Origin of the sequence: Enterobacter cloacae complex sp. 302F9, assembly GCF_050030335.1 — a bacterium.
GTDB lineage: Bacteria > Pseudomonadota > Gammaproteobacteria > Enterobacterales > Enterobacteriaceae > Enterobacter > Enterobacter hormaechei_C.
Window position 1 is genome coordinate 3600376 of record NZ_JBLGUC010000001.1, and the last position, 23310, is coordinate 3623685.

Below are 23310 nucleotides of genomic sequence, written 5' to 3' on the forward strand. Positions count from 1 at the left end.
TATCACGCTCCGGCGCCAGTGCCGCCCGTATTCTGAGCATCAAGCGCGCCCTGCACTGCTGCAGCAACGATGGTCTGAATATTTTCAGCCGTCAGCGCCGCGCCCGGATTGCCGTCTGCCTGCGCTGGTAACATCTCGATGTTCTCAACCAGACAAACGCCATCGTAATCTTCGACAACATACGCCTCGTTAACGGATTCGTAGTTCTCCACGCGGTCACGCTTCGGATTGTCGATAACTGAACGACGACGGGTACCGGCTTGCCAGTAAATAGACAGGTTATCCAGACGGGTGATCAGCATGGCATTAGCCGGGAAGAACGGCGCGCGAACGGCCGGGAGGTTGCCGATACGCTTCTGGCTGATGATGAGATCGGCCGCCATCGCTTCGCTGTTTGGCTGGTCGCGGTTGACGATCGGGAAATATTTATCCGCCAGCAACTGGCGCCCGACGATAACCACAAGCTCCGTATCTTCCTGATACCACGGCGCGATTTTCTCATTCACGGCGCCCATAACCAGCGCGTCCAGATTCAGGAAATCGCCGCCTTTACCGACACGGATAGTCTGAGAAACCACCTCGCCCTCGGACACGATTTTGTCCAGAACCTGAACGGGTTTCTCCTGGCGGATTTTCTCCAGCCAGCCGATATTCACATCCTGCAGCAGCGGATAGGTCTTGCGGTCTGACGTTTTTTCACGTTTCACACCGTTGAAGCCGATCATGATGCGGTCAAGTGCCTGGCGAATAATGATGGCGTCACGGATGCGCGTCTGGAAGTCTTGGAATTTAGCCCACAAATCCAGTTTTGCATAAGGCAGCGCAGTATCAGAGTTAGTCTGGGTACACTTGTACCCTTCACCGTCGATGTAAGTCGGATCAACGGGTTCACGGTCTTTCTGGGTGGTATCAGTATTACCGGCGATACTGGCGCCAATCCCCAGCCCCAGACGCTCGCCGGACTGCTCATCAACCGGGATAATGTTGATTTTCTGAAGGAACGAGGAAGACTCCTGGATTTTCGTTTCCAGCGTCTGCGCAACGGACGGCTCTGCCGTATATTTTGAGGTGATACCGCTCACAGGCACGCCATTAAGTGTGGCGAGCTGCGTCAGATAGCCGTTGAATTTAAAACGCGTCTCTTTTTTCATTGTGCTTTTGCTCCATCAGCAATCGGTGGTTTGTTCTGCGCCGTTATTGCCGGTCGCATTAGGGCGGCGTTCGCTGCGGCTGTCCTGAGTGGAAAGCTGCTCACGCAGGGTGGAGAGTGCGTTGGTTGTCTCATCAACAACCTTCTGCATATCGCTCAGCTTGTTGCTGAAATCGGTTTGATGGGTGCTGACCTGCTCCGCCAGCGTCTGATGCTCACGCGCGATGGTTTCAACAGCCTGATTCACATCAGCAAAGCGGGCGTTATCATCGGCGCCTTTGCGGGACAGCAGCTCTTTCACGCGGGTAAACAGGCTGGTTTTTTCCGGCACGTCCTCAAACTCGATCAGCGTTTCAACAGCAGCGGTAAACAGGTTGTCTTTGTCCAGCTTGCGGCGCGCCAGGGGGTTATGTTCTGCGCTGGCACTGAACTGCAGCATTTCAGTGCCGAGGCTTGCCGGATCGTCAGTAATCGCCAGGCCAACCAGATAAGCGGAGCCGGTATCGGCAAAGCTGGTGTTAACTTCCATTGAGGTGAAAAGCTTCTGCCAGTTGCTGGTCATCGTGACCAGATCGTCAGTCGGGGCAATCCAGCCATACAGCGCCATTTTCCCGGATAATGCCCCTTCGGTGATTTCTTCCGCTTCCAGCTTTTCCACCATGCCAAAACGACGGAAAGGCCCATCAGGGGTGAAGCCCTTGATGTGTTCCATATTGATCAGCGCGGTGTATACCTGCGGGTTATAGCTCGCCGCCATCTGGGTGAGCCATTCACGCTCAATAACGCGCCCGTCAGTAGTGGCCCCTTCGACCCCAATACGAAAACGCTTAGATTTTTTTGCCATCGGTCCGGCTCCGGTTAGTTAGTTCGTAACACGTTCAGAGCCTTATGTTTGCGGTGATGGGCGCGTGTAAACAACGCGTTGGGCTTGTGCGAACTCCCACACAATGCGAAGCCGGGGAAAGTGCTGATTTGAGGCCGTATGTTTGTGCCATGACAACACTGACCCCCGCAGACCTCGATCCCCGTCGTCAGGCAATGCTGATGTACTTTCAGGGATACCGCGTAGCCCGCATTGCTGAAATGCTGGGCGAGAAAGTTGCAACCGTTCACAGCTGGAAAAAACGCGATAAGTGGGGCGAATATGGCCCACTGGATCAGATGCAGCTCACCACCGCCGCACGTTACTGCCAGCTCGTCATGAAGGAGCAGAAGGAAGGAAAGGATTTTAAAGAAATTGACCTGCTGGCGCGTCAGTCCGAACGACAGGCCAGGATCGGCAAATTTAACAATGGCGGGAATGAAGCAGACCTGAATCCGAACGTGGCGAACCGCAATAAAGGTCCGCGCAAGCCGCCGGAAAAAAACCTGTTTACCGACGAACAGATCGAAAAGCTGGAAGAGATTTTCCGCGCCGGTATGTTCGAGTACCAGCGCCACTGGTGGGACGCTGGTATCAAGCACCGTATCCGCAACCTCTTAAAGTCACGCCAGATCGGTGCAACCTACTATTTCGCCCGTGAAGCGTTGATAGACGCCCTGACCACGGGCCGAAATCAAATCTTTCTGTCAGCGAGTAAAGCTCAGGCACACGTTTTTAAACAGTACATCATCGACTTCGCAAAAGAGGTGGATGTTGAGCTGAAAGGCGATCCGATGGTGCTGCCTAACGGCGCCTGTCTTTACTTCCTCGGTACAAATGCCCGTACCGCGCAGAGCTATCACGGCAATCTGTATCTTGATGAGTATTTCTGGATACCGAAATTCCAGGAGCTGCGCAAGGTGGCCTCCGGTATGGCGCTGCACAAAAAATGGCGCCAGACCTATTTCTCTACCCCTTCCAGCCTAACGCACAGCGCCTACCCGTTCTGGTCTGGCGCCCTGTTCAATAAAGGGCGCCCGAAAGCCGACAGGGTAGAATTTGACCTTTCTCACAGTAGCCTGGCGCACGGCGTTTTATGCCCTGACGGCCAGTACCGCCAGATAGTCACCATTGAAGATGCCGTAAATGGCGGCTGTAACCTTTTCGACCTGGACCAGCTGCGCCTGGAGTACAGCCCGGACGAATACAACAACCTGCTGATGTGTCAGTTTGTTGACGACCTGGCGTCCGTGTTCCCGCTGGCGTTGCTGCAGTCCTGCATGGTTGACAGCTGGGATGTGTGGGACGATTTCGAACCGCTTTTACTGCGTCCGTTTGCATACCACCCTGTCTGGATCGGCTATGACCCGGCAAAAGGAACGCAGAACGGTGACAGCGCCGGTTGCGTTGTCATTGCGCCTCCCGTCGTCCCCGGCGGTAAATTCCGCATCCTTGAGCGTCACCAGTGGCGCGGGATGGACTTTCGCGCCCAGGCCTCAGCGATTGAGGAAATCACCAGACGCTACAGCGTGACCTACATCGGCATTGACTCGACCGGCGTTGGCGATGGTGTTTACAGAACGGTTAAGCAGTTCTTCCCTGCCGCGCGTGAGTTTGTCTACAACCCGACCGTAAAAAATGCTCTGGTGCTTAAAGCCTACGACATCATCAGCGGTCGCCGTCTGGAGTTTGACGCGGGGATGCTGGATATCGCGCAGTCCTTTATGTCCATTCGCCGTTCAACCACCGCCAGCGGCAACCGGCCAACCTACGAAGCAGCCCGCACAGAGGAAGCCAGCCACGCGGATTTAGCCTGGGCAACCATGCACGCACTTTATAACGAACCACTGGCAGGAGCTTCCGCCAGTACCAGCAACATCGTGGAGATTTTTTAATGGCTAACCGCAAAAACCGCAGCAAGTCACCGCGCGGCAAGACCGCCGCCGATACGGCCAACATGGTCAGCAATGCACATGCGGAGGCGTTTACGTTTGGCGATCCGATCCCCGTGATGGACCGCCGGGAGTTATTTGATTACCTGGAGTGCGTGCAGGTGGACCGCTGGTATGAACCACCGATCAGCATGGATGGCCTGGCGCGAACTTACCGCGCCGCCGTACATCACTCCAGCGCCATTCAGGTAAAACGCAATATTCTTACCAGTACCTTCATCCCTCACCGCTGGCTGTCTAAACAAGCCTTTTCCCGGTTCGCCCAGGACTTTCTGGTATTTGGTAACGCGTATCTTGAAAAACGCTTAAACCGGTTAGGCCAGATCATGGAGCTGCGTGCCTCGCTTGCCAAATACACCCGCCGTGGCATTGACCCGGACACTTACTGGTTTGCACAGTATGGCCACAACTCACAGCCATATCAGTTCGATGAGGGAAGCGTATTTCATCTGATGGAACCCGACGTTAACCAGGAGCTTTACGGGATGCCGGAATACCTATCTGCCATTCCTTCCGCCCTGCTGAATGAATCGGCCACACTCTTTCGCCGTAAGTATTACCTTAACGGTAGCCATGCTGGTTTCATCATGTACATGAGCGACCCTGCCGCCGATCAGAAAGACGTGGACAACATACGCGAAGCACTTAAAAAATCGAAAGGGCCGGGCAACTTCCGTAACCTGTTTATGTACAGCCCGAACGGTAAGAAAGACGGCATTCAGATCATCCCGCTGTCAGAAGTCGCAGCGAAAGATGAGTTTCTTAACATCAAGAATGTGAGCCGTGATGACATGCTGGCAGCTCACCGCGTACCGCCCCAACTGATGGGGATCATTCCGACGAATACTGGCGGATTTGGTGATGTCGAAAAAGCTGCGCGCGTGTTCGTACGCAATGAGCTGATGTCTTTACAGAAACGAATGATGGAAGTTAACGACTGGCTGGACGATGAAGTGATTAGTTTCGAACCATATATCTTAGATGCACGAGATTAGAACAAAAAAAGGCGCTCTTAAGAGCGCCTTTTTACATCTTTGCGTTAGCAAACAGCATACGCGCCATCAAATCCAACAGAATGCACCTTCTTTGATGCAACCTCATTACTACGACGTTGGATTACCTTTGCAATGCTTTTTAGAATTGAGGGGGATGCGTTTCTAACCTTTACCTGCTTCAGGACTTTGGTAGCACCAAATTTTACAACCAGCACACCAAAGATTTCATCAGAGTAAGATTCGGAAATTGAATAAACGCCGCTCAAATCCAGATCTACTGAGTTCCCCTCTTTGATAAAAACTTCAATCTTGTGTCGCTGGGGGATAGCCTGATTGCGCGAAGCCAGGTCACCCTCGGGTAACTTGTATGCGATTTTGTTCATTACTCTCCTCCTAACGCCCGCATGATTTCCATAAGCTGAGGGTCATTTTCTTCGTTATCGTTATCTACTGCCAGTTGATGAATCTTAAAGCGGCATGAAATCGCAACACCCAGCCAATCATTACGTAACTCAGTGTAGCTCACTTCATCACCAATTGCCTCTAAGCATACATTTCCTGTAGCCAGTTGCAATTCCCCATTGTATGTTTTTACCAATTTCATCAAGTGGTACAACCCAAGCCCTTGATGGTTATTCTCTTTTTCTTTTACAGCAACCCCATTACCAAACATACTTCCCCCCATAAAATCCTGAGGAAGCTGTTGCGCCCAATCATCCTGTAGATCGGCATGTTTTGAAGAATGCCCTTCCTGGATACACCATGCGATAGCATCACGATGAGTTTCAATACCCTGAATGCCTGCTCGCCGTAGCTCCCTCAGAAAGCCCAACCCGCAATCGGCTAAAGAAAACTCTAAGTAATGCTCTTGTCTATTCGTATGAGGGACTGCCGAGCGTTGTGCAAAGGAGAAGCCTGTCGATTTACCATGTGACCAGACGTTATCATGAAGCTCGCCTATCACATGAGTCAGGTCCGTAAGCCCCTTTGGGTAGTCTCGCGGATCACGCTCGGGGAAAGTTAACTGCCTTACGCAACTGTTAATGCTACTGGTTGCGGTATCAACAGCCTCAACATTCGTTAGAGCTGTAACTAAACTGTAATTTTTTCCAACATTAACACGCTCTTGCTGATACTGGTCCTGTCCCCATAACGCTCCCTGCAAATTTATGGCTCTCATGTAGTCAGGGCTGGATAAGGTACAGTTTTCCTCAGCAATCCGATGATGGTTTACGTAAGCGGCTAATACGGTAATAAATCCGGGGTGCCAGTGGTTGTTTGGCAAAAGTAACTTGTTCTCATCTTTCTGATGAAATGCAGCTGTGTGAACAATAGCGTCTTTTAATCCTAAACCCATTAGCCGAGCCTTTTTTGTCGATTTTTGCTCATCATATAACTTAGGTGTTTTCAGAGCAAAGCCAACTCTGAAACTAAGGTTAAAATCGCTCACATCCGACCATATCACCCAAAACCGCGCGCTCGTAGCCCCGCCACGCCTGCCCGCTTTATGTAGTAATTTTCATGCATCAGCATGAACAATGGAAAGGCCCGCCAGTTGTGGGGGGCCTGAGCAAAAACGATCCTTGAAAGATCATGCGATTTCATGCGGTATAGACATGCATGTTTAGAAGAGCCAACAAAAATCAGACTTACTAAACGCGCTCACCCATTCAGAAAGCAGCAGCTTTATCAAAACCAGAAATAACTGTATAAGAAATCGACGAATTGTCAGCTTTGTTTACTTTAAACTTGGCGCCTTTATAAGCAACTACATCACTACCCTTCGAATCTATCGAAAAATCAGTTGTGAATGCAGCACGAGCCATATCATTTGCAAACTCTCGATAGGTAAACTTCATGACCCCGCCAGCATTTCCATTGTATTCGATAGTTTTTACCAATGAATTACTTACCCGGCAGAGGCCATCAGGAACACGTTTGATAGATATTTCTGCGGCAGTATAAGAAGTACCATTTGGTGGCGAAACCTCGTTTTTGGCAGCGTCGTAACTAACATAATCAACATAGTTTCCAATCTGTCCATAAAGATTTTTTAACGCAACCGCCTGAGGATTGTGATAATTACGATATACGCCATTGCCAACGCTGCAATAGCTTCCAGCAGCAATTGAAGACAACGCGCCATTGCCTGCTCCAAGTTCTAGTACATCCGTTTTAAACCCTGTTGCAGACGTAATGATAGGATCGCCCATATAAGCTGTGGCACTTTGCCCAACAGGAGGCTTAACTACTTCAATAGAGGTGACATTTGGGTTAGGAGAACGTGGTACGCAGCCAGAGACTGCTAAAGCAAGAGATATTGATAACATTAAGTTATTAATTTTCATTTTTTTGCCCAATTTTTATTTTAACAAAAATAAGGTGACATCTGATTGACATCACCCTTCTCTGTTATCTAACTCTTTTTAAATTGCTAAAACAAGCCTCTACCCACATAGTCGTTGCAGCCAAATCTCCCTTACCCAGATATGCTGCATGATTATGATCACACTTTTGCCTTTATCCCTTAAAATGCCATTGGCTTTGATTTAGTGGATTCGTATGGCTGTTATGCGAAAAGGGTGAGAGTTTTGGTAATGATCGGATTTAAGTACTCTTAACAGCACCGGACAAATTTTCGTATATTTGTCGTTCATTACTTCAAGACGCACAATATTTCCCTAGTTGATTACGCCCGTTGTTCGGCTGTATTGATGATTGCGGATTTTCGCCATCAGCTCGTCGGTCAACTCAGAAACCCACTGGATTGCCAGCCGCTTTTCTTCTTCGTTGCAATCGCTTGCCGCTACCAACTTTATGAAAAAATCAATGCGCTGAAGTTTCAATGACTCCAAAAGATAATCCTGCATTTTCCCTCCTTCTATGGCCACTCACGCAAGATAACTGTATGTATAAACACTGTTTATATATACAGTATATTACCAGTTTCTAAATGTAAAATGCTTTTTGGCCTCCCAAAAGAAAGCCCTGAGATTGAACAAGCACGAAATAATCTTAAGATGTCAATAATATTGCCGCCATTTGTCATCCTCACGCAGCCGCCCGTTCTGGTAAAAGATGCGTAGCCCTCCCCCTGACGGAAGGCTGCCGCCGCGTAAAAGTAAATTCTCCTCGAACTCACTGCCATCGAATCCTCTGGACCTAAGCTCATACTCCAGTTGCAGGCGCTGCAGCTCAGAAATATCCTGCTTGTAAGTCTTTTTCGGTTTCGGTTTTACCAGCCTGAGCCTGGCGACCAGCTCCCGCCGCTCCTTTTTTCCCATTCCGTGCAGATAGTCCTGCAGCGCCTTTTCATCCAGGGGAGTAATATCCGGTACTTCCCTCCCTGAGTGGTTCAAATTTTCAACAGGGGGACAGTTATTGCCACGAGTCCAAGGGGCGCAAGCGCCCTGGTCGGCTGTCGCCTCCTGAAGGTCAACGGCTTTACGAACCATTTTCCACTTCACTGCATGAGTGCAGATCCGGCCCTCAATGATCGGGGACCAGATGCCATAAATACGAACACCGTGATCGCCGTAGGTGCTCGGTTCGTCGTTAAGCTCATAGGCAGTTCTGACAAGGTGATGTTTACGGGGAACTAGGACGCCGCCCTGTTTCATGATGTAGGTGGCAAAACAACCAGCATCCGCTGCGGCCAATACTGCATCCAGACGCGGGTTTTCCAGTACCGGCGCGCCTGCCTTCTTGTCACCCTGCGCCCTGGCAGCCTGACCGGCCAGCAGGCGCAGCTCACGGTATGCCTGGCGACCAGGAATACCAAAGAAGCGGAATTGCTGTACACGGTGCAGCGAAGCCCAGGCGTTTACGTTCTCAGCGTTATCGCGCAGCGATCTGCCCGTTTCTTTACTGATTTCCTGCGCAAGTCCGCGCCCGTCAATGTTTTTACTGATGTATTTGGCGATATAGCTGGTCGGTGTCCCCTTGCGCGGGTTAATAAGCTCAGACTTGAATCGCGGCCCGGTATTGGCGCCCAGCTCATCCCGGTCCTCACGAATGGCGAATTTACGCAGCAGCGCGGTGATGGATTTGCGGTCCTTTTTGCGCATGAAGCAAAGCAGGTGCCAGTGCACGGTGCCGTCATGGTGTGGCTCAGCAACGCGAACGCCATACCAGCGCAGCCCGGCTTTGTGCATAGCCTTACGGAAGGCGGCAAACATATTCACCAGGTAATCGCTGCTCTGGCGGACCGTGGCACTGGTCCATTTCGGGTTCGGCCTGCCGTTATTGAGCGTTGCGTGAAAGCGTGACGGACAGGTGATGGTATAGAACACGGCGCATTCACCACGCATTTCTGCGATCAGCTCCAGCCCCTTAACGCAGGCCATCATTTCGTTGCGCCGGTGCGCCGGATTGCTGCTGCTGGCGTTTACCACTTCTTCCATATCCAGCGTGTCACCTTCGGCGTTAACCAACTCATGCGAGCGGAAAAACTCCAGTGATTTGCGACGCTGTTCGCGTTTGTGGATCACAGCTTCATAGCTGACATACGGGGAAGCTTTTTTGTTAACCAGGCAGACAGCGCGCAACTGTTCTTCCCGCCATTCACACCGCATCTGCCACAGCTTGCGATACCACCAGTCCGCGCAAAGCATACGGGCAAGCGAGCCCGGAATAAGCTCGTATGGAACCGGCTTACGGCGGTGCTTTTTACGGCGTAGCTGCTCGAAAGCAGGCGGGATAACATCAAGGCGCATAGCCTCAGCGGCCACCCTTTCCCATGACCGGCGGATCTCTTCCGGCGTAACGTCTTCATCCATAAACAGCTCACCGCAGGCAGCATCCAGACACATGCTCATGTGTGCCGCCACCAGGGTTGACAACCGCTTAACCTGCTCCTGATTCATTTCGGGCAGGACCAGCAAGCCCTCCAGCCCGTCGTGGCTCGCCATAAAACGGAATGACGCAGAAATCTGGCTGGTACGCACGCGCTCGAGGCGTTCCAGGCACGGCCTGATAGTTTCACGCAGATAGCGGGAATATGCCTTCGGTTTGCCTAGGCCCTCGAAATATTTAATCCGTTCAAGAAGCGGTTTACTGATATGCGCCGGCTGGGCGCTCACGTCAGCAACGATGACCAGATCGTGATTGAATTGCTGCTGTTCGCGGGCCATTTTGGCGCGGCTTAGCCGCTGGTCCTGCTCCATTTCCCGCTGAACAGGATCACGGGATTCATTGAAGAAATAGCGATCCCAGACCTCATTACTCAGGACTTCGCGGCGCAGCTGTTCCTGCTCGTTATCCGCAGCATAGAGAGTAATCAGGTTTGAAAGCACGGATGAAGTGGCACGCTTATCTGTATCCAGATAAGGGTTAACCGCTTTCTTTTCAGCATTCCAGGAATAGCGGTAATTGCTCATGCGATCTCCAGTTCAAGCTGGAAAGGCTGCAACCCTTTTGAGGACCATTCAGAGATAGAGGGCGGCCGCACTGCCTCGATAGCGCCTTTAAGAATGGCGCAACGGTTTTTCAAAATTACGGCTTTGAGCTCTTTTTCGCTAAGGCCGCGTGAATACTCAGCCTCGCGGATAGCCCTGGTTAGTTCAGGATATTTAGAGTTGAATTTAGGAACATTGCAGGCCAGATTCGTGCTGTCAGCGGTGGCGAGTGGATAATTGCCCATCACACGCCCATCCAGCATACGCAGGCCATGAACTCTGGTTTGAAAGGTATATTTGCAGTAAATAGTTTCGAAAGCCTCCTGCATACGACGATGCCAGCGCTCTGTCCTGATAACCGCATATTCTCCAGATGACCCAAAACAAACCCGGGGCCATTCGCGGCAAAGCTCAACCAGACGATCTATAGATTCGTGCAGGTGCCAGACAGGAGCCGCCTTATCCCGAAACATGCGAGGAACCTGACGAATCAGTGCATCGTTATCACTTTCTCCCCCCTCCACAACGTCAGGGATCACGAAAAAAGCCACTTTAGGATGGTGGTAATAGCCAAGCAGCCACTCATAGAATTCGCACCAGTTAATAACCAGGCCCCGCATCCATGCTGAAAATGCTCCGTTATCAATACCCACTGCGGCGGCAAAATTGAGAGATGCTGCAATCTGGTCCGGGCGCACATATGAAACGAAAGCACCGGCTCCGCTCACCGCAATGCGATGAACATCACCGGCACTCCCCCAAACAGGCGTCCCGTGAAAATGATGGGCCCTGAGCTGCGCCCCTTTCACGCAGGCACCTTCCATACAACAGAGCAATCAGGGCCACCTGGATCGACGCTTACGCACATCTTTGGTTTAAGAACCGCAATGAGCTCGTCAGCTTTTTTCCCTTCGCCCGCGGCAACGCCAATGCTGCGTTTTGTGCTGATGCGGTGAAGGGTGAATTTTCGATAAAACGAACGAATCAGGCGGGTGTCGCTATTGGACACGATGATCGGATGGCCTTCTGATGACCGGCGCACCAGAATAGATGCCAAATCATACTGGTCATCATCAGAGAACCCGGCAGTGTGATAACCGCTAAAAGTACCGTCATAAGGCGGATCGCAGTAGACAACATCACCCGCCTGCAGCATTGCCAGCGTTTCGTCATAACTGGCGCAGATGAACGTCGCGCGCACAGCCTTTTCAGCAAATGCACGTATTTCATCGACAGGCAGATAAGGCTTTTTGTAATTACCATATGGAACATTGAAAAGACCGCGCTGGTTATAACGGCACAAACCGCGATAACAATGACGATTAAGGAAAAGGAAATAAGCTGCCTTTTCTATTGGCTCCAGGGGTACAGTGTTAAAAAACTGGCGGCATTTATAATAATCTTCTTCCGTGGTGAACTTGGAGAAAATACGCTCTGCCAAATGAATAAAGCTGTTAACGTCTTCTTTAATCACCTGATAAAGATTTATAAGGTCAGGGTTAATATCCGCAACAAGATAATAAGGATAGTCTGTTGCCATCATCACAGCGCAGGAACCTGCGAAAGGTTCAACCAGTCGAGGGCCATCTGGGAGGTGCTTTTTGAGTTCGGACATGATGGCGGTTTTGTTTCCCGCCCATTTCAGGATAGTGCTCATACAACGCCTCCGTTGTAGTGCTTGCCTTTAAGCTCTGCGATTTCCTGACAGGTCACACAGCACTGCACGCCCGGAATAGCGCGGCGGCGAGCTGGAGGGATCGGCGCATCGCATTCGATGCAAAGCACACGGGAAACGCCCGGCGCTCTGTTGCGGGCAGTGTGGATGTGGCGCTGGCGTTCTTCTTCAACGCGCTGTTGTACGAGGTCCATAGAGTCAGCCATTAGTGGAGCTCCTGAGATTCGTTTTCGTAGCGGGTTGCTTCGCAGCGCAGTAGTTCAGCTGCTTCAACACCGTTTAACCCTTTGTTGGTGATGTGGGTTGCCAGCGCCTCAAGGCGGATTGAAACTGCGAGCGCGCGGCCTTTGCGCTCCTCACGTTTGGCAATATCGATCACCGCCATAAGCGAATCGGTTTCGGCTACAAACATTTTTCGTAATTCTTTCTGCATTGTTCTCTCTCCTAAATTTGGGCAAAAGAATGCCCGGCGGGTTTACGCCATTAATTTCTGTTGTGGGTTAATTCGGCATGGTTAGCCGTTTGGGAAATAAGCTCACCACTGCACGAAAGTGATTCATTGCTTTAACCAGTTCCCGCTTTTCGTCAGTAGTCAGATCACTAATATTGACGCCGTGACGTTCTGCCGGAATTTTTGCCATAAAGAATATGGCAGCCAGTGCGCGCTCATTTTGTTTATGGTTTATATCGCGACGGTCGCGCATATCTTTAATGAACCTTTCAAGCTCTGGCTCAATATTCAGACCAAACACACTCGCCCTTAATTCAGCTATATGGTTCAGTCCTTCAAGCCGTTGACCCGGGCTTAGTGGAACAGTCGCAGAAGTACCTTCAATAGCCATGGTTTCACCTGTTTGGTAGTGGTCAGCCCTGCCAGTAGTTCTTCCTGAGAGCGGGACGGGTGCCAGCGCTTGCCATCTTTCCCGATAATCCAGCCATGGCCGCAGTGCATACCCTGGCTTTGTTTAACCAAAAGCGATGCGAATGAGGGTTCTTTATTAAGCATGAGCACCTCAGATCAGACCAAAAGACGCGCTGAGGCCCGTCACAGTATCAACAGCACTTGCCATTGCCGGGTTGTACTGCAGGCGCGCATGCATGGAAACAGCTGTAAGTGCCATTAAGCGAGTGACAGAATTGATGCTTTCGATAACCTGCCGACGTTCCGTTGTTGTCTGGTGTTCGCCAGAAACAGCGCTTGCTGCAACACGACCAATCTCTGCTGTAGCATTCAACACGTAATGAGGCATTTTCTCGCTGGCAACTTCGTTCAGCGGCACGCATGGCAAGCAATGGATTTGCGCCAGAAACCCATCAACCAGCGTGGAGTCCTCGGTGATATCCGTCAGCAGCCAAATTTCCGGCGCCGTAAGTTGATGCGGTTGTTCCGGGTTCAGTTTGTTGCGCAGTGTCTGGACATTCATGCCTGCTCGATCTGCAAGCTTCGCCATGTTGTGCCGCAGTGCGAAAGCGCGGCAGGCCTCATCAAAGTGTGGATGTTTGGAAATCTTATAATCAAACATGTGAGCCTCTTAGAAAGTTCTCATAATTGAACTTACTGACCAACAACAACGCGGAAGTTGGAATGACCAAGGGACTCACGAACCTGATCGGTTTTGTACATCAAGTAACGAAGACATACGCGCCCCTTATTTTTCTCTTTTTTGACCATGTATTTAGCCAATTGGCCATGGTGGATTTTTTGATAAACAGAGCCGCGAGAAATGCCTTCCCATTCCGCGAACTCTGCAGGTGTAGCCATCTCTTTTGGTACACGAATTGAAATATCGGTGCTCATAGTGCAGTATCTCTCAGTTAAGGTTTGGTTTATGTCGTTTTATCTTGTTTTATACGATTCAATACTTGAACAATCGAGATACTACGATCCAATATTTGATACGTCAATAGGATTAAGAAATGATACAGGTGAAAGCTGGCGAGAATACAGGGGGTAGAGAGGCTATCCATAGGTTAATGGCTGCCTATGATTTTAAATCCAGGCAGCAGCTATGCGATCACCTAGGCGCATCTAAAAGCACTATGGCTAACAGATACTTAAGAGACAGTTTCCCTGCAGAATGGGTGATCCAATGTGCTCTTGAAACGGGCGTTTCTTTACTCTGGCTTACCACAGGTCAAGGTGAACCCGGAACAAAAATTGATGATAAAAAAAGTATCAATTTCGTGAACTCCGGCAAGGTAAAACCTCTTTCTGAACTTGTATCTCCAGAGATCGACAAGGTTAATCTCATGGGAGGTTCGCTGGTTGAAGCCGGGAAGGCCATTATTGATAGCAGCCTGCTTCCATCTGATTCACGCGAGCTGCTTCTAGTAAATACCGCTGGCGATTCCTATTTAGTTGACCGTACCCAGGCACCACCAGTGAATGGGATGTGGTTGGTCGATATCGACGGGATAAAAAGCATTGTTAAGTTAACTCGTCTTCCGGGAAACAGATTAGTTGTGCATCAAGATGACTCTTCGTTTGAATGCAGCCTGGATGATATCGAGGTAGTTGGTCGCGCATTGAAAATCATTAAGAGTCTTTGATATGACGATCAGAAAGCAGCCGAATGGAAAATGGTTGTGCGAGTGCTACCCGAACGGGCGTGACGGCAAGCGTGTGCGTAAGCAATTTGCGACTAAAGGCGAGGCTGTAGCATTTGAAAACTTCACCATGGATGAAGTGAACAAAAAGCCGTGGCTGGGTGAAAAGGAAGATCGGCGGCATTTGTCAGAATTGATTGAGCAGTGGCACTCCCTTTATGGCCAGACGCTCGCAGACCCCAAGCGCCTCATGGCGAAATTGAAAATTATCTGCAATGGGCTGGGTGATCCCGTCGCTTCTGAGTTAACAGCCGGTGATTTTACCAAATATCGTGAAGCACGATTAAAAGGTGAGGTACGTAACGAAAACGGCGGGCTAATGTCGCCAGTGAAGCCCCGCACGGTTAACCTGGAACAGCGTAATTTATCATCCGTTTTTGGCACCCTGAAAAAGCTGGGCCACTGGTCAGCGCCTAACCCGCTCGCCGGGCTACCAACATTCAAAATCGCAGAAGGTGAATTGGCGTTCTTGGCCTCGGACGAAATTAAACGCCTTCTTGATGCCTGCGCTGATTCTCAAAGCCCTAGTCTATTGATGATCGCAAAGGTATGCCTAGCTACCGGTGCGCGGTGGAGTGAAGCCGAAAACCTTCAAGGCCATCAGTTATCAAAATACCGGATCACTTATACCAAAACCAAAGGCAAGAAAAACCGAACTGTACCGATATCTCAGGAACTGTATGACGAACTACCTAAAAACAGGGGGAAGCTGTTCACGCCATGCAGAAAAGCTTTTGAGCGCGCAGTGAAACGGGCGGGTATCGTTCTGCCAGAGGGACAATGTACTCATGTGCTGCGCCATACATTTGCTAGCCACTTTATGATGAACGGCGGAAACATTCTTGTCTTAAAGGATATATTGGGGCATACAGATATTAAAATGACGATGATATATGCACACTTTTCTCCAGAACACCTAGAAGATGCAGTAACAAAAAATCCATTAAATTCTTTAGGGTATTGATCATGCCATCTGAAATTCAACTATCTTTAGAACTAAATCAATTTTTTAAAAGCATCTACAGACATAGACATTTAAAACTCCCATTAACAAAAAAGGATGATCTTGTTACTGACTTCATAGCTAGATGTGATGTTTACAACTCACATTTAAGGGATTACGCCACACAAGAAAAAGATCAACTTGCAGAGTTGATCCCTGAAATTTTAGAAGTATCAATCGAAGTTCAATATTGTATTGCACTGACAATGACGTCTTTTCTTTCAGGAAACATTAAACTTGCATACGACACATTTGATAAAACCTTCTCAAACAGGAATATTTACAAACACCTTCGCAGAATCTCAATCCCGCTAAGTGACTTATGCAATGAGAAAAAACCTTTATTTAGAGTAAGAAAATCAGAGAAGCCCTTAGATAAACGTAAAGACTTATTTCACATACCATTTTCCATGAGGCACTTAGTCGGTGCACAAAGATATTCCGTGGCAGGTCTACCATGCTTATATTTGGGTACATCAATATATATTTATTGGCAGGAGATGGGTAAACCTGATTTGGGTAAGTTATTTATATCTTCATTTAAATCAAAAGATTCTAAGTCCCAGGTTTTAAATTTAGCTGCCGAATTCCTGTATCATAGAATGAGGAGCTCACCATACTCCGAAGATATATCCTTCAAGAATAATTCATTAAAGATTTCGTATTTAATACTATGGCCATTGATTGCGGCCTGCAATTATAAAAAATCTGACGAAAACTCAAACTTCATTCAAGAATATATCATTCCTAATCTACTAATGCAGTGGATTAGTACAAAAGATAGAATTCCAATCTCGGGGATCGCTTATCGTTCTACAAAATTCTCCAAATCGACTCAAAGCCCTCAAGCAGTAAATATTGTTCTTCCTCCAAAAGTTGATTACGCTCAAACTATCAAATACGACTTTTGCCCAACACTTTGTTCAATTTTTGACATTACACCTCCAGTATCATGGCAAATTCTAAAAACATTGAACTACTCTGTGGGGGGCGAAATGACGAGTGAACAATTAAAAGCCATTGATGTACTGAAGAAAAAAGAAGTGATGAGAATAAGGAATTTTGATGAAGACCTAGTAAGTCTTTACCCGCTGACAGACTTTTATAAACTTGAGATTTTCATCCATCGCTATATGAACTACGCAGAGCTACCGCCTGGAAAAGATGGCGACAAAATGGCGGCGGAACTGTCAAACAAGCTAAAACGTATAGATGACATGTCAAACCAACTCCCTGATTAACAATACAATTAATTGATATCACTGATCTTTATATAGTATGTAGAAATTTCGGACGCGGGTTCAACTCCCGCCAGCTCCACCAAATATTGATGTACTGAAGTTCAGTAAAGTCCACTAAGCCCGCACAGCATAAGCTCTGCGGGCTTTTTTACGTCTATTGTCGTCCAGTGAGAATTGCTGAGAACTATCACATATGGCACCCTGAATGGGACCCACTGAGAAGGGTCCAAAAACCGAGGGTCCCAAAATGGCAAAAATCGCTAAGAAGCTCACTGACACTGAAATCAAAAGCACCAAGCCAGCCGACAAAGAAATCAACTTGTTTGACGGAGATGGTTTGATACTACGAATCGCTCCCCTTTCGAAAGGAGGAAAGAAGAATTGGTATTTCAGGTATGCAGTGCCAGTGAGTAAAAAAAGAACCAAAATGAGCCTTGGGACCTATCCTCACCTTACACTGGCAAGAGCCAGAGCCTTACGAGATGAATACCTTTCCTTGCTTGCTAATGGCATTGATCCCCAAGTTCATAACAACGATAAAGCTAATGCCTTAAAGAATGCTACTGAACACACTCTCCAAGCCGTGGCAAGGAAATGGTTGGATGAGAAGGTTAAGACCTCTGGTATCTCACAAGACCATGCAGAAGACATCTGGCGAAGCCTGGAGAGAAATATATTTCCCGGCTTGGGTAAGGTTCCTATCAATGAGATCCGACCCAAACTCTTAAAGCAACATCTCGACCCTATTGAGCAACGAGGAGTCCTCGAAACCTTACGGCGAATCATTTCCCGATTAAATGAGATTTTTCGCTGGGCCGCGACTGAAGAACTTATCGAGTTCAATCCGGCTGACAACCTTGGGCAACGGTTCAGTAAGCCTAAAAAACAGAATATGCCAGCATTACCCCCTTCCGAGTTACCCCGCTTCCTAATGGTGTTAAACAATGCCTCAGTTCGTATGGAGACAAGATTGCTGATTGAATGGCAATTGCTGACCTGGGTTCGTCCAGGGGAAGCCGTTCGTGCGAGATGGGCCGATATAGATACTGACAACTCGATATGGAACATCCCGGCTGAGTTTATGAAAATGAAGAAGCCTCACAAAGTTCCACTAAGCAAAGAAGCTTTGCGAGTCTTGGATTCAATGAAAGCCATCAGTGGGCACAGAGAGTGGGTTTTCCCAAGTATCAAAGCTCTGACCTGCTCCCCGTTGATTAGTACACCCCGATGTTAGTAATGTCTTCATAAGCCACATGAGGACATCCCCATGAAGAAGCGTTTTTCCGACGAACAGATCATCAGTATTCTCCGCGAAGCCGAAGCTGGGGTACCCGCCCGTGAACTCTGCCGCAAGCATGCCATTTCCGATGCCACGTTTTACATCTGGCGTAAGAAGTATGGCGGTATGGAGGTGCCTGAAGTTAAGCGCCTGAAGTCGCTTGAGGAAGAGAACGCCAGACTCAAGAAGCTGCTTGCCGAAGCCATGCTGGATAAAGAGGCGCTTCAGGTGGCTCTTGGGCGAAAGTACTGACGACAGACCAGAAGCGGGAAGCCGTGATGTTGATGTGTGATGCGACCGGTCTGTCGCAACGTCGTGCCTGCAGGCTTACAGGTTTATCCCTGTCGACCTGCCGCTATGAGGCTCACCGTCCGGCTGCTGATGCGCATTTATCAGGGCGCATCACTGAGCTGGCACTGGAGCGCAGGCGTTTTGGCTACCGTCGTATTTGGCAGTTGCTGCGCCGTGAAGGGCTTCATGTTAATCATAAGCGCGTGTACCGGCTTTATCACCTCAGTGGCCTGGGCGTAAAACGCAGAAGACGTCGTAAAGGGCTGGCAACAGAACGTCTGCCGCTGCTCCGTCCGGCGGCGCCCAATCTGACCTGGTCGATGGATTTCGTCATGGACGCACTTTCCACCGGTCGCAGGATCAAGTGTCTTACCTGCGTCGATGATTTCACAAAGGAATGCCTGACGGTCACTGTTGCCTTTGGGATTTCAGGCGTTCAGGTCACGCGTATTCTGGACAGCATTGCACTGTTTCGAGGCTATCCGGCGACGATAAGAACTGACCAGGGGCCGGAGTTCACTTGCCGTGCACTGGATCAATGGGCCTTTGAGCATGGTGTTGAGTTGCGCTTAATCCAGCCGGGCAAGCCAACGCAGAACGGATTTATTGAGAGCTTTAACGGACGATTTCGCGATGAATGTTTGAATGAGCACTGGTTCAGCGATATCGTTCATGCCAGGAAAATTATTAATGACTGGCGGCAGGATTATAACGAATGCCGCCCGCACTCCACGCTGAATTATCAGACACCGTCTGAATTTGCAGCGGGCTGGAGAAAGGGTCATTCTGAGAATGAAGATTCCGACGTTACTAACTGAGTGTTGTATCTAATCGTGGGGGCAGGTCAACATCAGTAAATCCTTTTTGGCGTGATAATATATTCATTGATGATATTTTTGATACAGAACTAATTTGTGTTGAATGTGTAGAAACAAACACTTGCGTGTTTTTAAAATTGAAGTTATCGAAAAGGGTTTTTTGGATATGGTTATGAATATGTGCTTCGGGCTCTTCAATTAACAAGAAGTGAGTAATATGCTCTTCACTATCCCTTATTTCTTCATATTCATATAACTTTAAAGCAAGATAAATTAAGTTTGCTCCACCAAGACTCAGATCATCAATCTTTCCTGAGCCATTGTAATCCAGAGAATCTTCAACCACTAAGCCAAGTGATTGAATTAATTCTGTGAAATCTTCTGGGAGTTGTGAGGATACTAATATTTTAGGGGAATAAGTCGAACCTACTGTATTAAGTAACGAAGCAGATATCTTATTACTCAATCTCTCAATTTCAGGTATAGCTGAGATTTTACCATTGATCTCTTTAACATTTTCTACAATATCTTTTCTATCATCAATTTGTTTACTTTTTAAAGTAAGTAATTTATACAATGGATTCGTTTTATAATATTTAAGATCTGCAACTACATTCCTAAGTGCTTTGACATAAGTGCAAGCGACTTCGCTGCCTAAGGCAAAGTAAGGTGGCTTCTTAACCCCTAATACAGTAGCATCATCATCATTAGGATTTGAAAAGGAGTAACTATCAAAATCACCAACTACTTGTTTATAAATTTCGTCATTATTCAAATCAACCTTTGTTCTAACAAAAGCTACTGCTTCATATGTTTCTTTAGAAATAATATGGTTAGATACAAATTCTGTAAAAGAAGCGGATCTTGCTTCCACATTGTCATCTTCTAATGTTAATTCATACAACTTTTGTCGAATATGAAATTTTGGTCGATATATAAGACGCAGCAGTGGATGTCTGGCAGTAGCGATATTGGATTAAATGACGTAATGCTGGCAATGCAGAAGTCCTCAATTTCTTATAGCTTCGGTGTGCAAGCGCGCAATAAAATGCTCAGTGCCTACCAGGAAATCATGAATACCCCGGTATAAGGCCTCGCCCTGTCTATGAGTGAATTTAAAGACATTCCCGTGCGCTTATCGCCAAATAAGCTTACGTTATCCGATTCTGAATTACAGCGTATTGGGCAACTGATCTATCGCCGCGCCGGGATTGTAGTCAACGCACAAAAACGAGAGATGATTTTTAATCGTTTATCACGGCGGCTACGGGCGCTGGGGATTGACACATTTCTTGAGTACATCAGCATTCTGGAATCCCACAGCGAGCATCCGGAATGGCAGAACTTTGTCAACGCGCTGACAACCAATCTGACCTCTTTCTTTCGCGAAACCTACCACTTCCCGGTGCTCGCAGAACACGCCCGTCAGCGGCCCAACGGCTACCGCGTCTGGTGTACCGCCGCTTCCACCGGGGAAGAACCTTGCTCCATCGCCATGACGCTGGACGAGACTCTGGGGAGCGCGACGGGAGGGCCACGCGTCTGGGCCTCTGACATCGATACCGAGGTGCTGGCCAAAGCGGAGGCAGGGGTATACCGCATGTCCGACCTACACTCGCTGACCCTGGTGCAAAAACGCCACTATTTTTTGCGCGGCTCGGGTGAGAACAGCGATCGGGTGAAGGTAAAGCCAGAACTGCTGGCCGCTATTCACTATCAGCGGCTCAACTTGCTGGACAACAGCTGGCCGCTGCCCGGACCGTTTGACGCCATCTTTTGCCGCAACGTGATGATCTATTTCGATGCGCCGACGCAGAAGCGTCTGCTTGAGCGCTTTGCCCGCATGCTGAAGCCAGACGGCCTGCTGTTTGTTGGTCACTCTGAACATTTTAATCATCCGCACATTCCACTCAGGCTTCGCGGCCAGTCGGTGTATGAACTTACGGAGGCCTTACGGTGAAACGGATACGGGTGCTGACAGTTGATGATTCTGCGCTCATGCGCAACATCCTGAGCGCAGTGATCAATCAACAGCCAGATATGGAGATGGTCGGCACCGCGCCAGACCCGCTGATCGCACGCGAGATGATTAAGCAGTTGAACCCCGACGTGCTGACGCTGGATATCGACATGCCGAAAATGGATGGGCTGGAGTTTCTCTCCCGTTTGATGCGCCTTCGTCCAATGCCGGTGGTGATGATCTCCTCGATGACCACCCGAGGCTCGAAGGCGACAATGGCCGCGCTGGAACACGGCGCCGTCGATTTTTTGGCCAAACCCGATCAGCGTATCGCCGGAAATCTGGAACTGTGGGGTGTGCAGGTCGCAGAGAAGATCCGCATTGCCGCGAAGGCAAAACTGGGACGTCAGGCTGAAGTGGCCTCGCCGATACTGCGGGGCATTACCGTGGATCCGCAAAGCATTGTGGCGATTGGCTCCTCGACCGGCGGGACGGAGGCGCTGCGCCAGGTATTAACGCCGCTGCCAGCCAGCGTCCCCGGTATCGTCATCGCCCAGCATATGCCTGCTGGATTTACCCGCTCCTTCGCCCAGCGTCTTGATTCACTTTGCCAGATAAAGGTGCATGAAGCGGATGACGGCGAACCGGTACTTCCGGGTACGGCATTGATCGCCCCCGGCGATAAGCATATGGAGATCGTCCGTAACGGAAAAGGGTACGCCGTCAGGCTGACCGACGCGCCCCCCGTCAACCGTCATCGCCCGTCTGTAGACGTTCTCTTTAACTCCGTTGCACAGCTGGTGGGCGCACATGCCAGCGCCGCCATCCTTACCGGAATGGGAGCCGACGGCGCACGTGGGTTGCTGGCGTTGCGGGAGTCGGGCGCGTTTACCCTCGCTCAGAGCGAAGCGAGTTGCGTGGTGTTCGGTATGCCTCGCGAAGCGATTGCCCTTGGCGCTGCCCGAGAAATCGTCGATCTCAATAAAATTAGCCAGCGTCTGCTGGAAAGTTTCAGCCATAAACCACGACGTTCAGGAGAGAACACACATGTCGGATAAAAACCTGCGTTTTTTGGTGGTGGACGATTTTGCCACCATGAGACGTATCGTACGTAACCTGCTTCAGGATCTGGGCTATTCAAATATTGAAGAGGCGGAAGATGGCCAGGACGCGCTGAACAAGCTGCGCGCCGGTGAGTTTGATTTCGTTGTGAGCGACTGGAATATGCCCAACCTTGATGGCCTTGAGCTGCTGAAAACCATTCGCCTCGACCCGGCGATGTCAAAGCTGCCGGTACTGATGGTTACTGCGGAAGCAAAGCGCGAAAACATTATCGCCGCCGCGCAGGCGGGTGCCAACGGTTACATCGTTAAACCGTTTACTGCCGCCACGCTGGAAGAAAAGCTTGGCAAAATTTTTGAAAAACTCGGGTGAATACTATGACCACTCAGCCTGGCGAGATCGCGGAACCGCCAAAGGATCTCTTTTTGCGTATCGGTCAATTAACCCGGCTGCTGCGCGACAGTATGGCAAATCTTGGCCTGGAGCAGGCCATTAAAGAAGTCGCGGACGCGTTCCCCAACACGCGTGACCGTCTCAACTACGTTGTTGGCAAAACGTCTCAGGCCGCCGATCGCGCGCTGACGGCCGTCGAGGTGGCACGACCGCTCCAGGAAAGATTAGGTGAAAATGCCGGTAAGCTTACTGAACGGTGGGACGCCTGGTTTGAAGAGCCACAGCCGCTTGACGAGGCGCGAGAACTGGTGAAAGAGACACGTACCTTTCTGCTGGACGTGCCGGCCACCGCTCAGCAAACCAACCAACAGCTCACCGAAATAATGATGGCGCAAGACTTCCAGGATCTCACCGGCCAGGTGCTACAAAGCCTGATGCAGGTGATTCAGACCGTCGAAACCGAGCTGATCAGCGTGCTGGTTGAAAACATGCGCGAACGTGACGCGGGTATCGAACAGAGCGGTGACGCCCATCTCAAGAACGGCCCGCAGATTGATACCAGCGTCGCCGGGATTGTCGCCTCTCAGGAACAGGTGGATGACCTGCTGGAGTCGCTGGGCTTTTGA

27 protein-coding genes and 1 pseudogene are annotated in these 23310 nt (G+C 49.5%); 12 read left to right on the plus strand and 16 right to left on the minus strand.

Annotation, left to right across the window (positions count from 1 at the left end; all coding sequences use genetic code 11):
- Positions 1-2 precede the first annotated feature (2 nt).
- Positions 3-1151, minus strand: coding sequence for a phage major capsid protein, P2 family (locus ACQG0T_RS17470; protein WP_032678728.1), 1149 nt, complete (start codon positions 1149-1151; stop codon positions 3-5).
- A 15-nt stretch (positions 1152-1166) separates the two neighbouring features.
- Positions 1167-1994 (minus strand): GPO family capsid scaffolding protein, encoded by an 828-nt coding sequence (locus ACQG0T_RS17475; RefSeq protein ID WP_032665781.1) that lies wholly within the window; start codon positions 1992-1994, stop codon positions 1167-1169.
- Positions 1995-2143: 149 nt separating this feature from the next.
- On the opposite strand from ACQG0T_RS17475, the gene ACQG0T_RS17480 reads away from it, so the two are divergent.
- Together ACQG0T_RS17480 and ACQG0T_RS17485 are read left to right on the plus strand one after the other, a co-directional pair.
- Complete coding sequence (locus tag ACQG0T_RS17480; RefSeq protein ID WP_271040425.1) at positions 2144-3907, plus strand: terminase ATPase subunit family protein; 1764 nt, start codon at positions 2144-2146, stop codon at positions 3905-3907.
- Positions 3907-4959, plus strand: coding sequence for a phage portal protein (locus tag ACQG0T_RS17485; RefSeq protein WP_047726025.1), 1053 nt, complete (start codon positions 3907-3909; stop codon positions 4957-4959). The genes ACQG0T_RS17480 and ACQG0T_RS17485 overlap by 1 nt, the downstream gene beginning before the upstream one ends.
- A gap of 44 nt (positions 4960-5003) precedes the next feature.
- On the opposite strand, the gene ACQG0T_RS17490 is transcribed toward ACQG0T_RS17485, so the two are convergent.
- The 13 genes from ACQG0T_RS17490 to ACQG0T_RS17550 form a co-directional block, all read right to left on the minus strand.
- Positions 5004-5342, minus strand: a complete 339-nt coding sequence (locus ACQG0T_RS17490; RefSeq protein WP_004205801.1) for an STAS-like domain-containing protein — start codon at positions 5340-5342, stop codon at positions 5004-5006.
- Positions 5342-6409, minus strand: a complete 1068-nt coding sequence (locus ACQG0T_RS17495) for a hypothetical protein (protein WP_229692514.1) — start codon at positions 6407-6409, stop codon at positions 5342-5344. The genes ACQG0T_RS17490 and ACQG0T_RS17495 overlap by 1 nt, the downstream gene beginning before the upstream one ends.
- A 220-nt stretch (positions 6410-6629) precedes the next feature.
- Entirely contained in the window at positions 6630-7307 is a 678-nt protein-coding gene (locus ACQG0T_RS17500; protein ID WP_096147830.1) for a hypothetical protein, read from the minus strand.
- A 333-nt stretch (positions 7308-7640) separates the two neighbouring features.
- Positions 7641-7829 (minus strand): hypothetical protein, encoded by a 189-nt coding sequence (locus ACQG0T_RS17505; RefSeq protein ID WP_047726029.1) that lies wholly within the window; start codon positions 7827-7829, stop codon positions 7641-7643.
- A gap of 153 nt (positions 7830-7982) precedes the next feature.
- Positions 7983-10337, minus strand: coding sequence for a replication endonuclease (locus ACQG0T_RS17510; protein ID WP_063948439.1), 2355 nt, complete (start codon positions 10335-10337; stop codon positions 7983-7985).
- Positions 10334-11164, minus strand: a complete 831-nt coding sequence (locus ACQG0T_RS17515) for a hypothetical protein (protein WP_237765263.1) — start codon at positions 11162-11164, stop codon at positions 10334-10336. Before ACQG0T_RS17515 ends, ACQG0T_RS17510 begins: the two co-directional genes overlap by 4 nt.
- A complete protein-coding gene (locus ACQG0T_RS17520) occupies positions 11161-12012 on the minus strand; it encodes a DNA adenine methylase (RefSeq protein WP_063948435.1) in 852 nt (283 codons plus the stop codon). Before ACQG0T_RS17520 ends, ACQG0T_RS17515 begins: the two co-directional genes overlap by 4 nt.
- Positions 12009-12236, minus strand: coding sequence for a TraR/DksA family transcriptional regulator (locus ACQG0T_RS17525; RefSeq protein ID WP_048987514.1), 228 nt, complete (start codon positions 12234-12236; stop codon positions 12009-12011). The genes ACQG0T_RS17520 and ACQG0T_RS17525 overlap by 4 nt, the downstream gene beginning before the upstream one ends.
- Complete coding sequence (locus tag ACQG0T_RS17530) at positions 12236-12463, minus strand: DUF2732 family protein (protein ID WP_039025453.1); 228 nt, start codon at positions 12461-12463, stop codon at positions 12236-12238. Before ACQG0T_RS17530 ends, ACQG0T_RS17525 begins: the two co-directional genes overlap by 1 nt.
- 67 nt (positions 12464-12530) lie before the next feature.
- Entirely contained in the window at positions 12531-12872 is a 342-nt protein-coding gene (locus ACQG0T_RS17535) for a DUF5347 domain-containing protein (protein WP_032707289.1), read from the minus strand.
- Positions 12836-13036, minus strand: coding sequence for a phage filamentation protein Fil family protein (locus ACQG0T_RS17540; RefSeq protein WP_048987517.1), 201 nt, complete (start codon positions 13034-13036; stop codon positions 12836-12838). The genes ACQG0T_RS17535 and ACQG0T_RS17540 overlap by 37 nt, the downstream gene beginning before the upstream one ends.
- A 7-nt stretch (positions 13037-13043) precedes the next feature.
- Positions 13044-13553, minus strand: coding sequence for a phage regulatory CII family protein (locus ACQG0T_RS17545; RefSeq protein ID WP_048987519.1), 510 nt, complete (start codon positions 13551-13553; stop codon positions 13044-13046).
- A 32-nt stretch (positions 13554-13585) separates the two neighbouring features.
- Complete coding sequence (locus tag ACQG0T_RS17550; RefSeq protein WP_029463825.1) at positions 13586-13828, minus strand: hypothetical protein; 243 nt, start codon at positions 13826-13828, stop codon at positions 13586-13588.
- Between the two features lie 119 nt (positions 13829-13947).
- Here ACQG0T_RS17550 and ACQG0T_RS17555 point away from each other — a divergent pair, with 119 nt between their 5' ends.
- The 5 genes and pseudogenes from ACQG0T_RS17555 to ACQG0T_RS17575 all read left to right on the plus strand — a co-directional run bounded on the left by ACQG0T_RS17555 (position 13948) and on the right by ACQG0T_RS17575 (position 19269).
- Entirely contained in the window at positions 13948-14580 is a 633-nt protein-coding gene (locus tag ACQG0T_RS17555) for a phage repressor protein CI (RefSeq protein ID WP_014884925.1), read from the plus strand.
- Position 14581: 1 nt separating this feature from the next.
- Positions 14582-15601 (plus strand): site-specific integrase, encoded by a 1020-nt coding sequence (locus tag ACQG0T_RS17560; RefSeq protein WP_063948431.1) that lies wholly within the window; start codon positions 14582-14584, stop codon positions 15599-15601.
- Between the two features lie 2 nt (positions 15602-15603).
- Positions 15604-16881: a hypothetical protein gene (locus ACQG0T_RS17565; RefSeq protein WP_271040426.1), complete on the plus strand. Its 1278-nt coding sequence runs from the start codon at positions 15604-15606 to the stop codon at positions 16879-16881.
- A 247-nt stretch (positions 16882-17128) separates the two neighbouring features.
- Positions 17129-18076: pseudogene (locus ACQG0T_RS17570) on the plus strand (integrase arm-type DNA-binding domain-containing protein); the annotation flags it as partial.
- Positions 18077-18148: 72 nt separating this feature from the next.
- A protein-coding gene (locus ACQG0T_RS17575; RefSeq protein ID WP_096147877.1) for an IS3-like element ISSen4 family transposase occupies positions 18149-19269 on the plus strand; the annotation gives its coding sequence in 2 pieces (ribosomal slippage) (positions 18149-18407 and positions 18407-19269; 1122 coding nt in all).
- On the opposite strand, the gene ACQG0T_RS17580 is transcribed toward ACQG0T_RS17575, so the two are convergent.
- The gene (locus tag ACQG0T_RS17580) at positions 19262-20143 is read right to left on the minus strand and encodes an ATP-dependent nuclease (protein WP_271040427.1); all 882 of its coding nucleotides are present in this window, start codon (positions 20141-20143) and stop codon (positions 19262-19264) included. The two genes, ACQG0T_RS17575 and ACQG0T_RS17580, sit on opposite strands and share 8 nt — an antisense overlap.
- 42 nt (positions 20144-20185) lie before the next feature.
- On the opposite strand from ACQG0T_RS17580, the gene fliE reads away from it, so the two are divergent.
- From fliE to cheZ, 5 genes are read left to right on the plus strand one after another with little or no spacing between them, the layout of a single operon-like run.
- Positions 20186-20359, plus strand: coding sequence for a flagellar hook-basal body complex protein FliE (fliE, locus tag ACQG0T_RS17585; protein ID WP_426723856.1), 174 nt, complete (start codon positions 20186-20188; stop codon positions 20357-20359).
- 15 nt (positions 20360-20374) lie between these two features.
- On the plus strand, positions 20375-21229 hold the full coding sequence (locus ACQG0T_RS17590; protein ID WP_015571622.1) for a CheR family methyltransferase: 855 nt from the start codon (positions 20375-20377) through the stop codon (positions 21227-21229).
- Positions 21226-22287 carry a protein-glutamate methylesterase/protein-glutamine glutaminase gene (locus ACQG0T_RS17595; RefSeq protein WP_045333242.1) on the plus strand — a complete coding sequence of 354 codons (1062 nt, stop codon included), beginning with the start codon at positions 21226-21228 and terminating at the stop codon, positions 22285-22287. Before ACQG0T_RS17590 ends, ACQG0T_RS17595 begins: the two co-directional genes overlap by 4 nt.
- The gene (gene cheY, locus ACQG0T_RS17600) at positions 22277-22663 is read left to right on the plus strand and encodes a chemotaxis response regulator CheY (RefSeq protein WP_015571623.1); all 387 of its coding nucleotides are present in this window, start codon (positions 22277-22279) and stop codon (positions 22661-22663) included. Before ACQG0T_RS17595 ends, cheY begins: the two co-directional genes overlap by 11 nt.
- Positions 22664-22668: 5 nt before the next feature.
- Entirely contained in the window at positions 22669-23310 is a 642-nt protein-coding gene (gene cheZ / locus ACQG0T_RS17605) for a protein phosphatase CheZ (RefSeq protein WP_015571624.1), read from the plus strand.

Bases quoted from the DNA above. Each gene is read 5' to 3' on its own strand.
- ACQG0T_RS17485 (WP_047726025.1), top strand. From the start codon at position 3,907: ATGGCTAACCGCAAAAACCGCAGCAAGTCACCGCGCGGCAAGACCGCC.
- ACQG0T_RS17590 (WP_015571622.1), top strand. From the start codon at position 20,375: ATGAGTGAATTTAAAGACATTCCCGTGCGCTTATCGCCAAATAAGCTT.
- ACQG0T_RS17535 (WP_032707289.1), bottom strand. From the start codon at position 12,872: ATGGCTATTGAAGGTACTTCTGCGACTGTTCCACTAAGCCCGGGTCAA.
- ACQG0T_RS17560 (WP_063948431.1), top strand. From the start codon at position 14,582: ATGACGATCAGAAAGCAGCCGAATGGAAAATGGTTGTGCGAGTGCTAC.
- ACQG0T_RS17540 (WP_048987517.1), bottom strand. From the start codon at position 13,036: ATGCTTAATAAAGAACCCTCATTCGCATCGCTTTTGGTTAAACAAAGC.
- ACQG0T_RS17480 (WP_271040425.1), top strand. From the start codon at position 2,144: ATGACAACACTGACCCCCGCAGACCTCGATCCCCGTCGTCAGGCAATG.
- ACQG0T_RS17510 (WP_063948439.1), bottom strand. From the start codon at position 10,337: ATGAGCAATTACCGCTATTCCTGGAATGCTGAAAAGAAAGCGGTTAAC.
- ACQG0T_RS17550 (WP_029463825.1), bottom strand. From the start codon at position 13,828: ATGAGCACCGATATTTCAATTCGTGTACCAAAAGAGATGGCTACACCT.
- cheY (WP_015571623.1), top strand. From the start codon at position 22,277: ATGTCGGATAAAAACCTGCGTTTTTTGGTGGTGGACGATTTTGCCACC.
- cheZ (WP_015571624.1), top strand. From the start codon at position 22,669: ATGACCACTCAGCCTGGCGAGATCGCGGAACCGCCAAAGGATCTCTTT.
- ACQG0T_RS17490 (WP_004205801.1), bottom strand. From the start codon at position 5,342: ATGAACAAAATCGCATACAAGTTACCCGAGGGTGACCTGGCTTCGCGC.
- ACQG0T_RS17525 (WP_048987514.1), bottom strand. From the start codon at position 12,236: ATGGCTGACTCTATGGACCTCGTACAACAGCGCGTTGAAGAAGAACGC.
- ACQG0T_RS17505 (WP_047726029.1), bottom strand. From the start codon at position 7,829: ATGCAGGATTATCTTTTGGAGTCATTGAAACTTCAGCGCATTGATTTT.
- ACQG0T_RS17520 (WP_063948435.1), bottom strand. From the start codon at position 12,012: ATGAGCACTATCCTGAAATGGGCGGGAAACAAAACCGCCATCATGTCC.
- ACQG0T_RS17470 (WP_032678728.1), bottom strand. From the start codon at position 1,151: ATGAAAAAAGAGACGCGTTTTAAATTCAACGGCTATCTGACGCAGCTC.
- fliE (WP_426723856.1), top strand. From the start codon at position 20,186: ATGAAATTTTGGTCGATATATAAGACGCAGCAGTGGATGTCTGGCAGT.
- ACQG0T_RS17500 (WP_096147830.1), bottom strand. From the start codon at position 7,307: ATGAAAATTAATAACTTAATGTTATCAATATCTCTTGCTTTAGCAGTC.
- ACQG0T_RS17565 (WP_271040426.1), top strand. From the start codon at position 15,604: ATGCCATCTGAAATTCAACTATCTTTAGAACTAAATCAATTTTTTAAA.
- ACQG0T_RS17475 (WP_032665781.1), bottom strand. From the start codon at position 1,994: ATGGCAAAAAAATCTAAGCGTTTTCGTATTGGGGTCGAAGGGGCCACT.
- ACQG0T_RS17555 (WP_014884925.1), top strand. From the start codon at position 13,948: ATGATACAGGTGAAAGCTGGCGAGAATACAGGGGGTAGAGAGGCTATC.
- ACQG0T_RS17530 (WP_039025453.1), bottom strand. From the start codon at position 12,463: ATGCAGAAAGAATTACGAAAAATGTTTGTAGCCGAAACCGATTCGCTT.
- ACQG0T_RS17545 (WP_048987519.1), bottom strand. From the start codon at position 13,553: ATGTTTGATTATAAGATTTCCAAACATCCACACTTTGATGAGGCCTGC.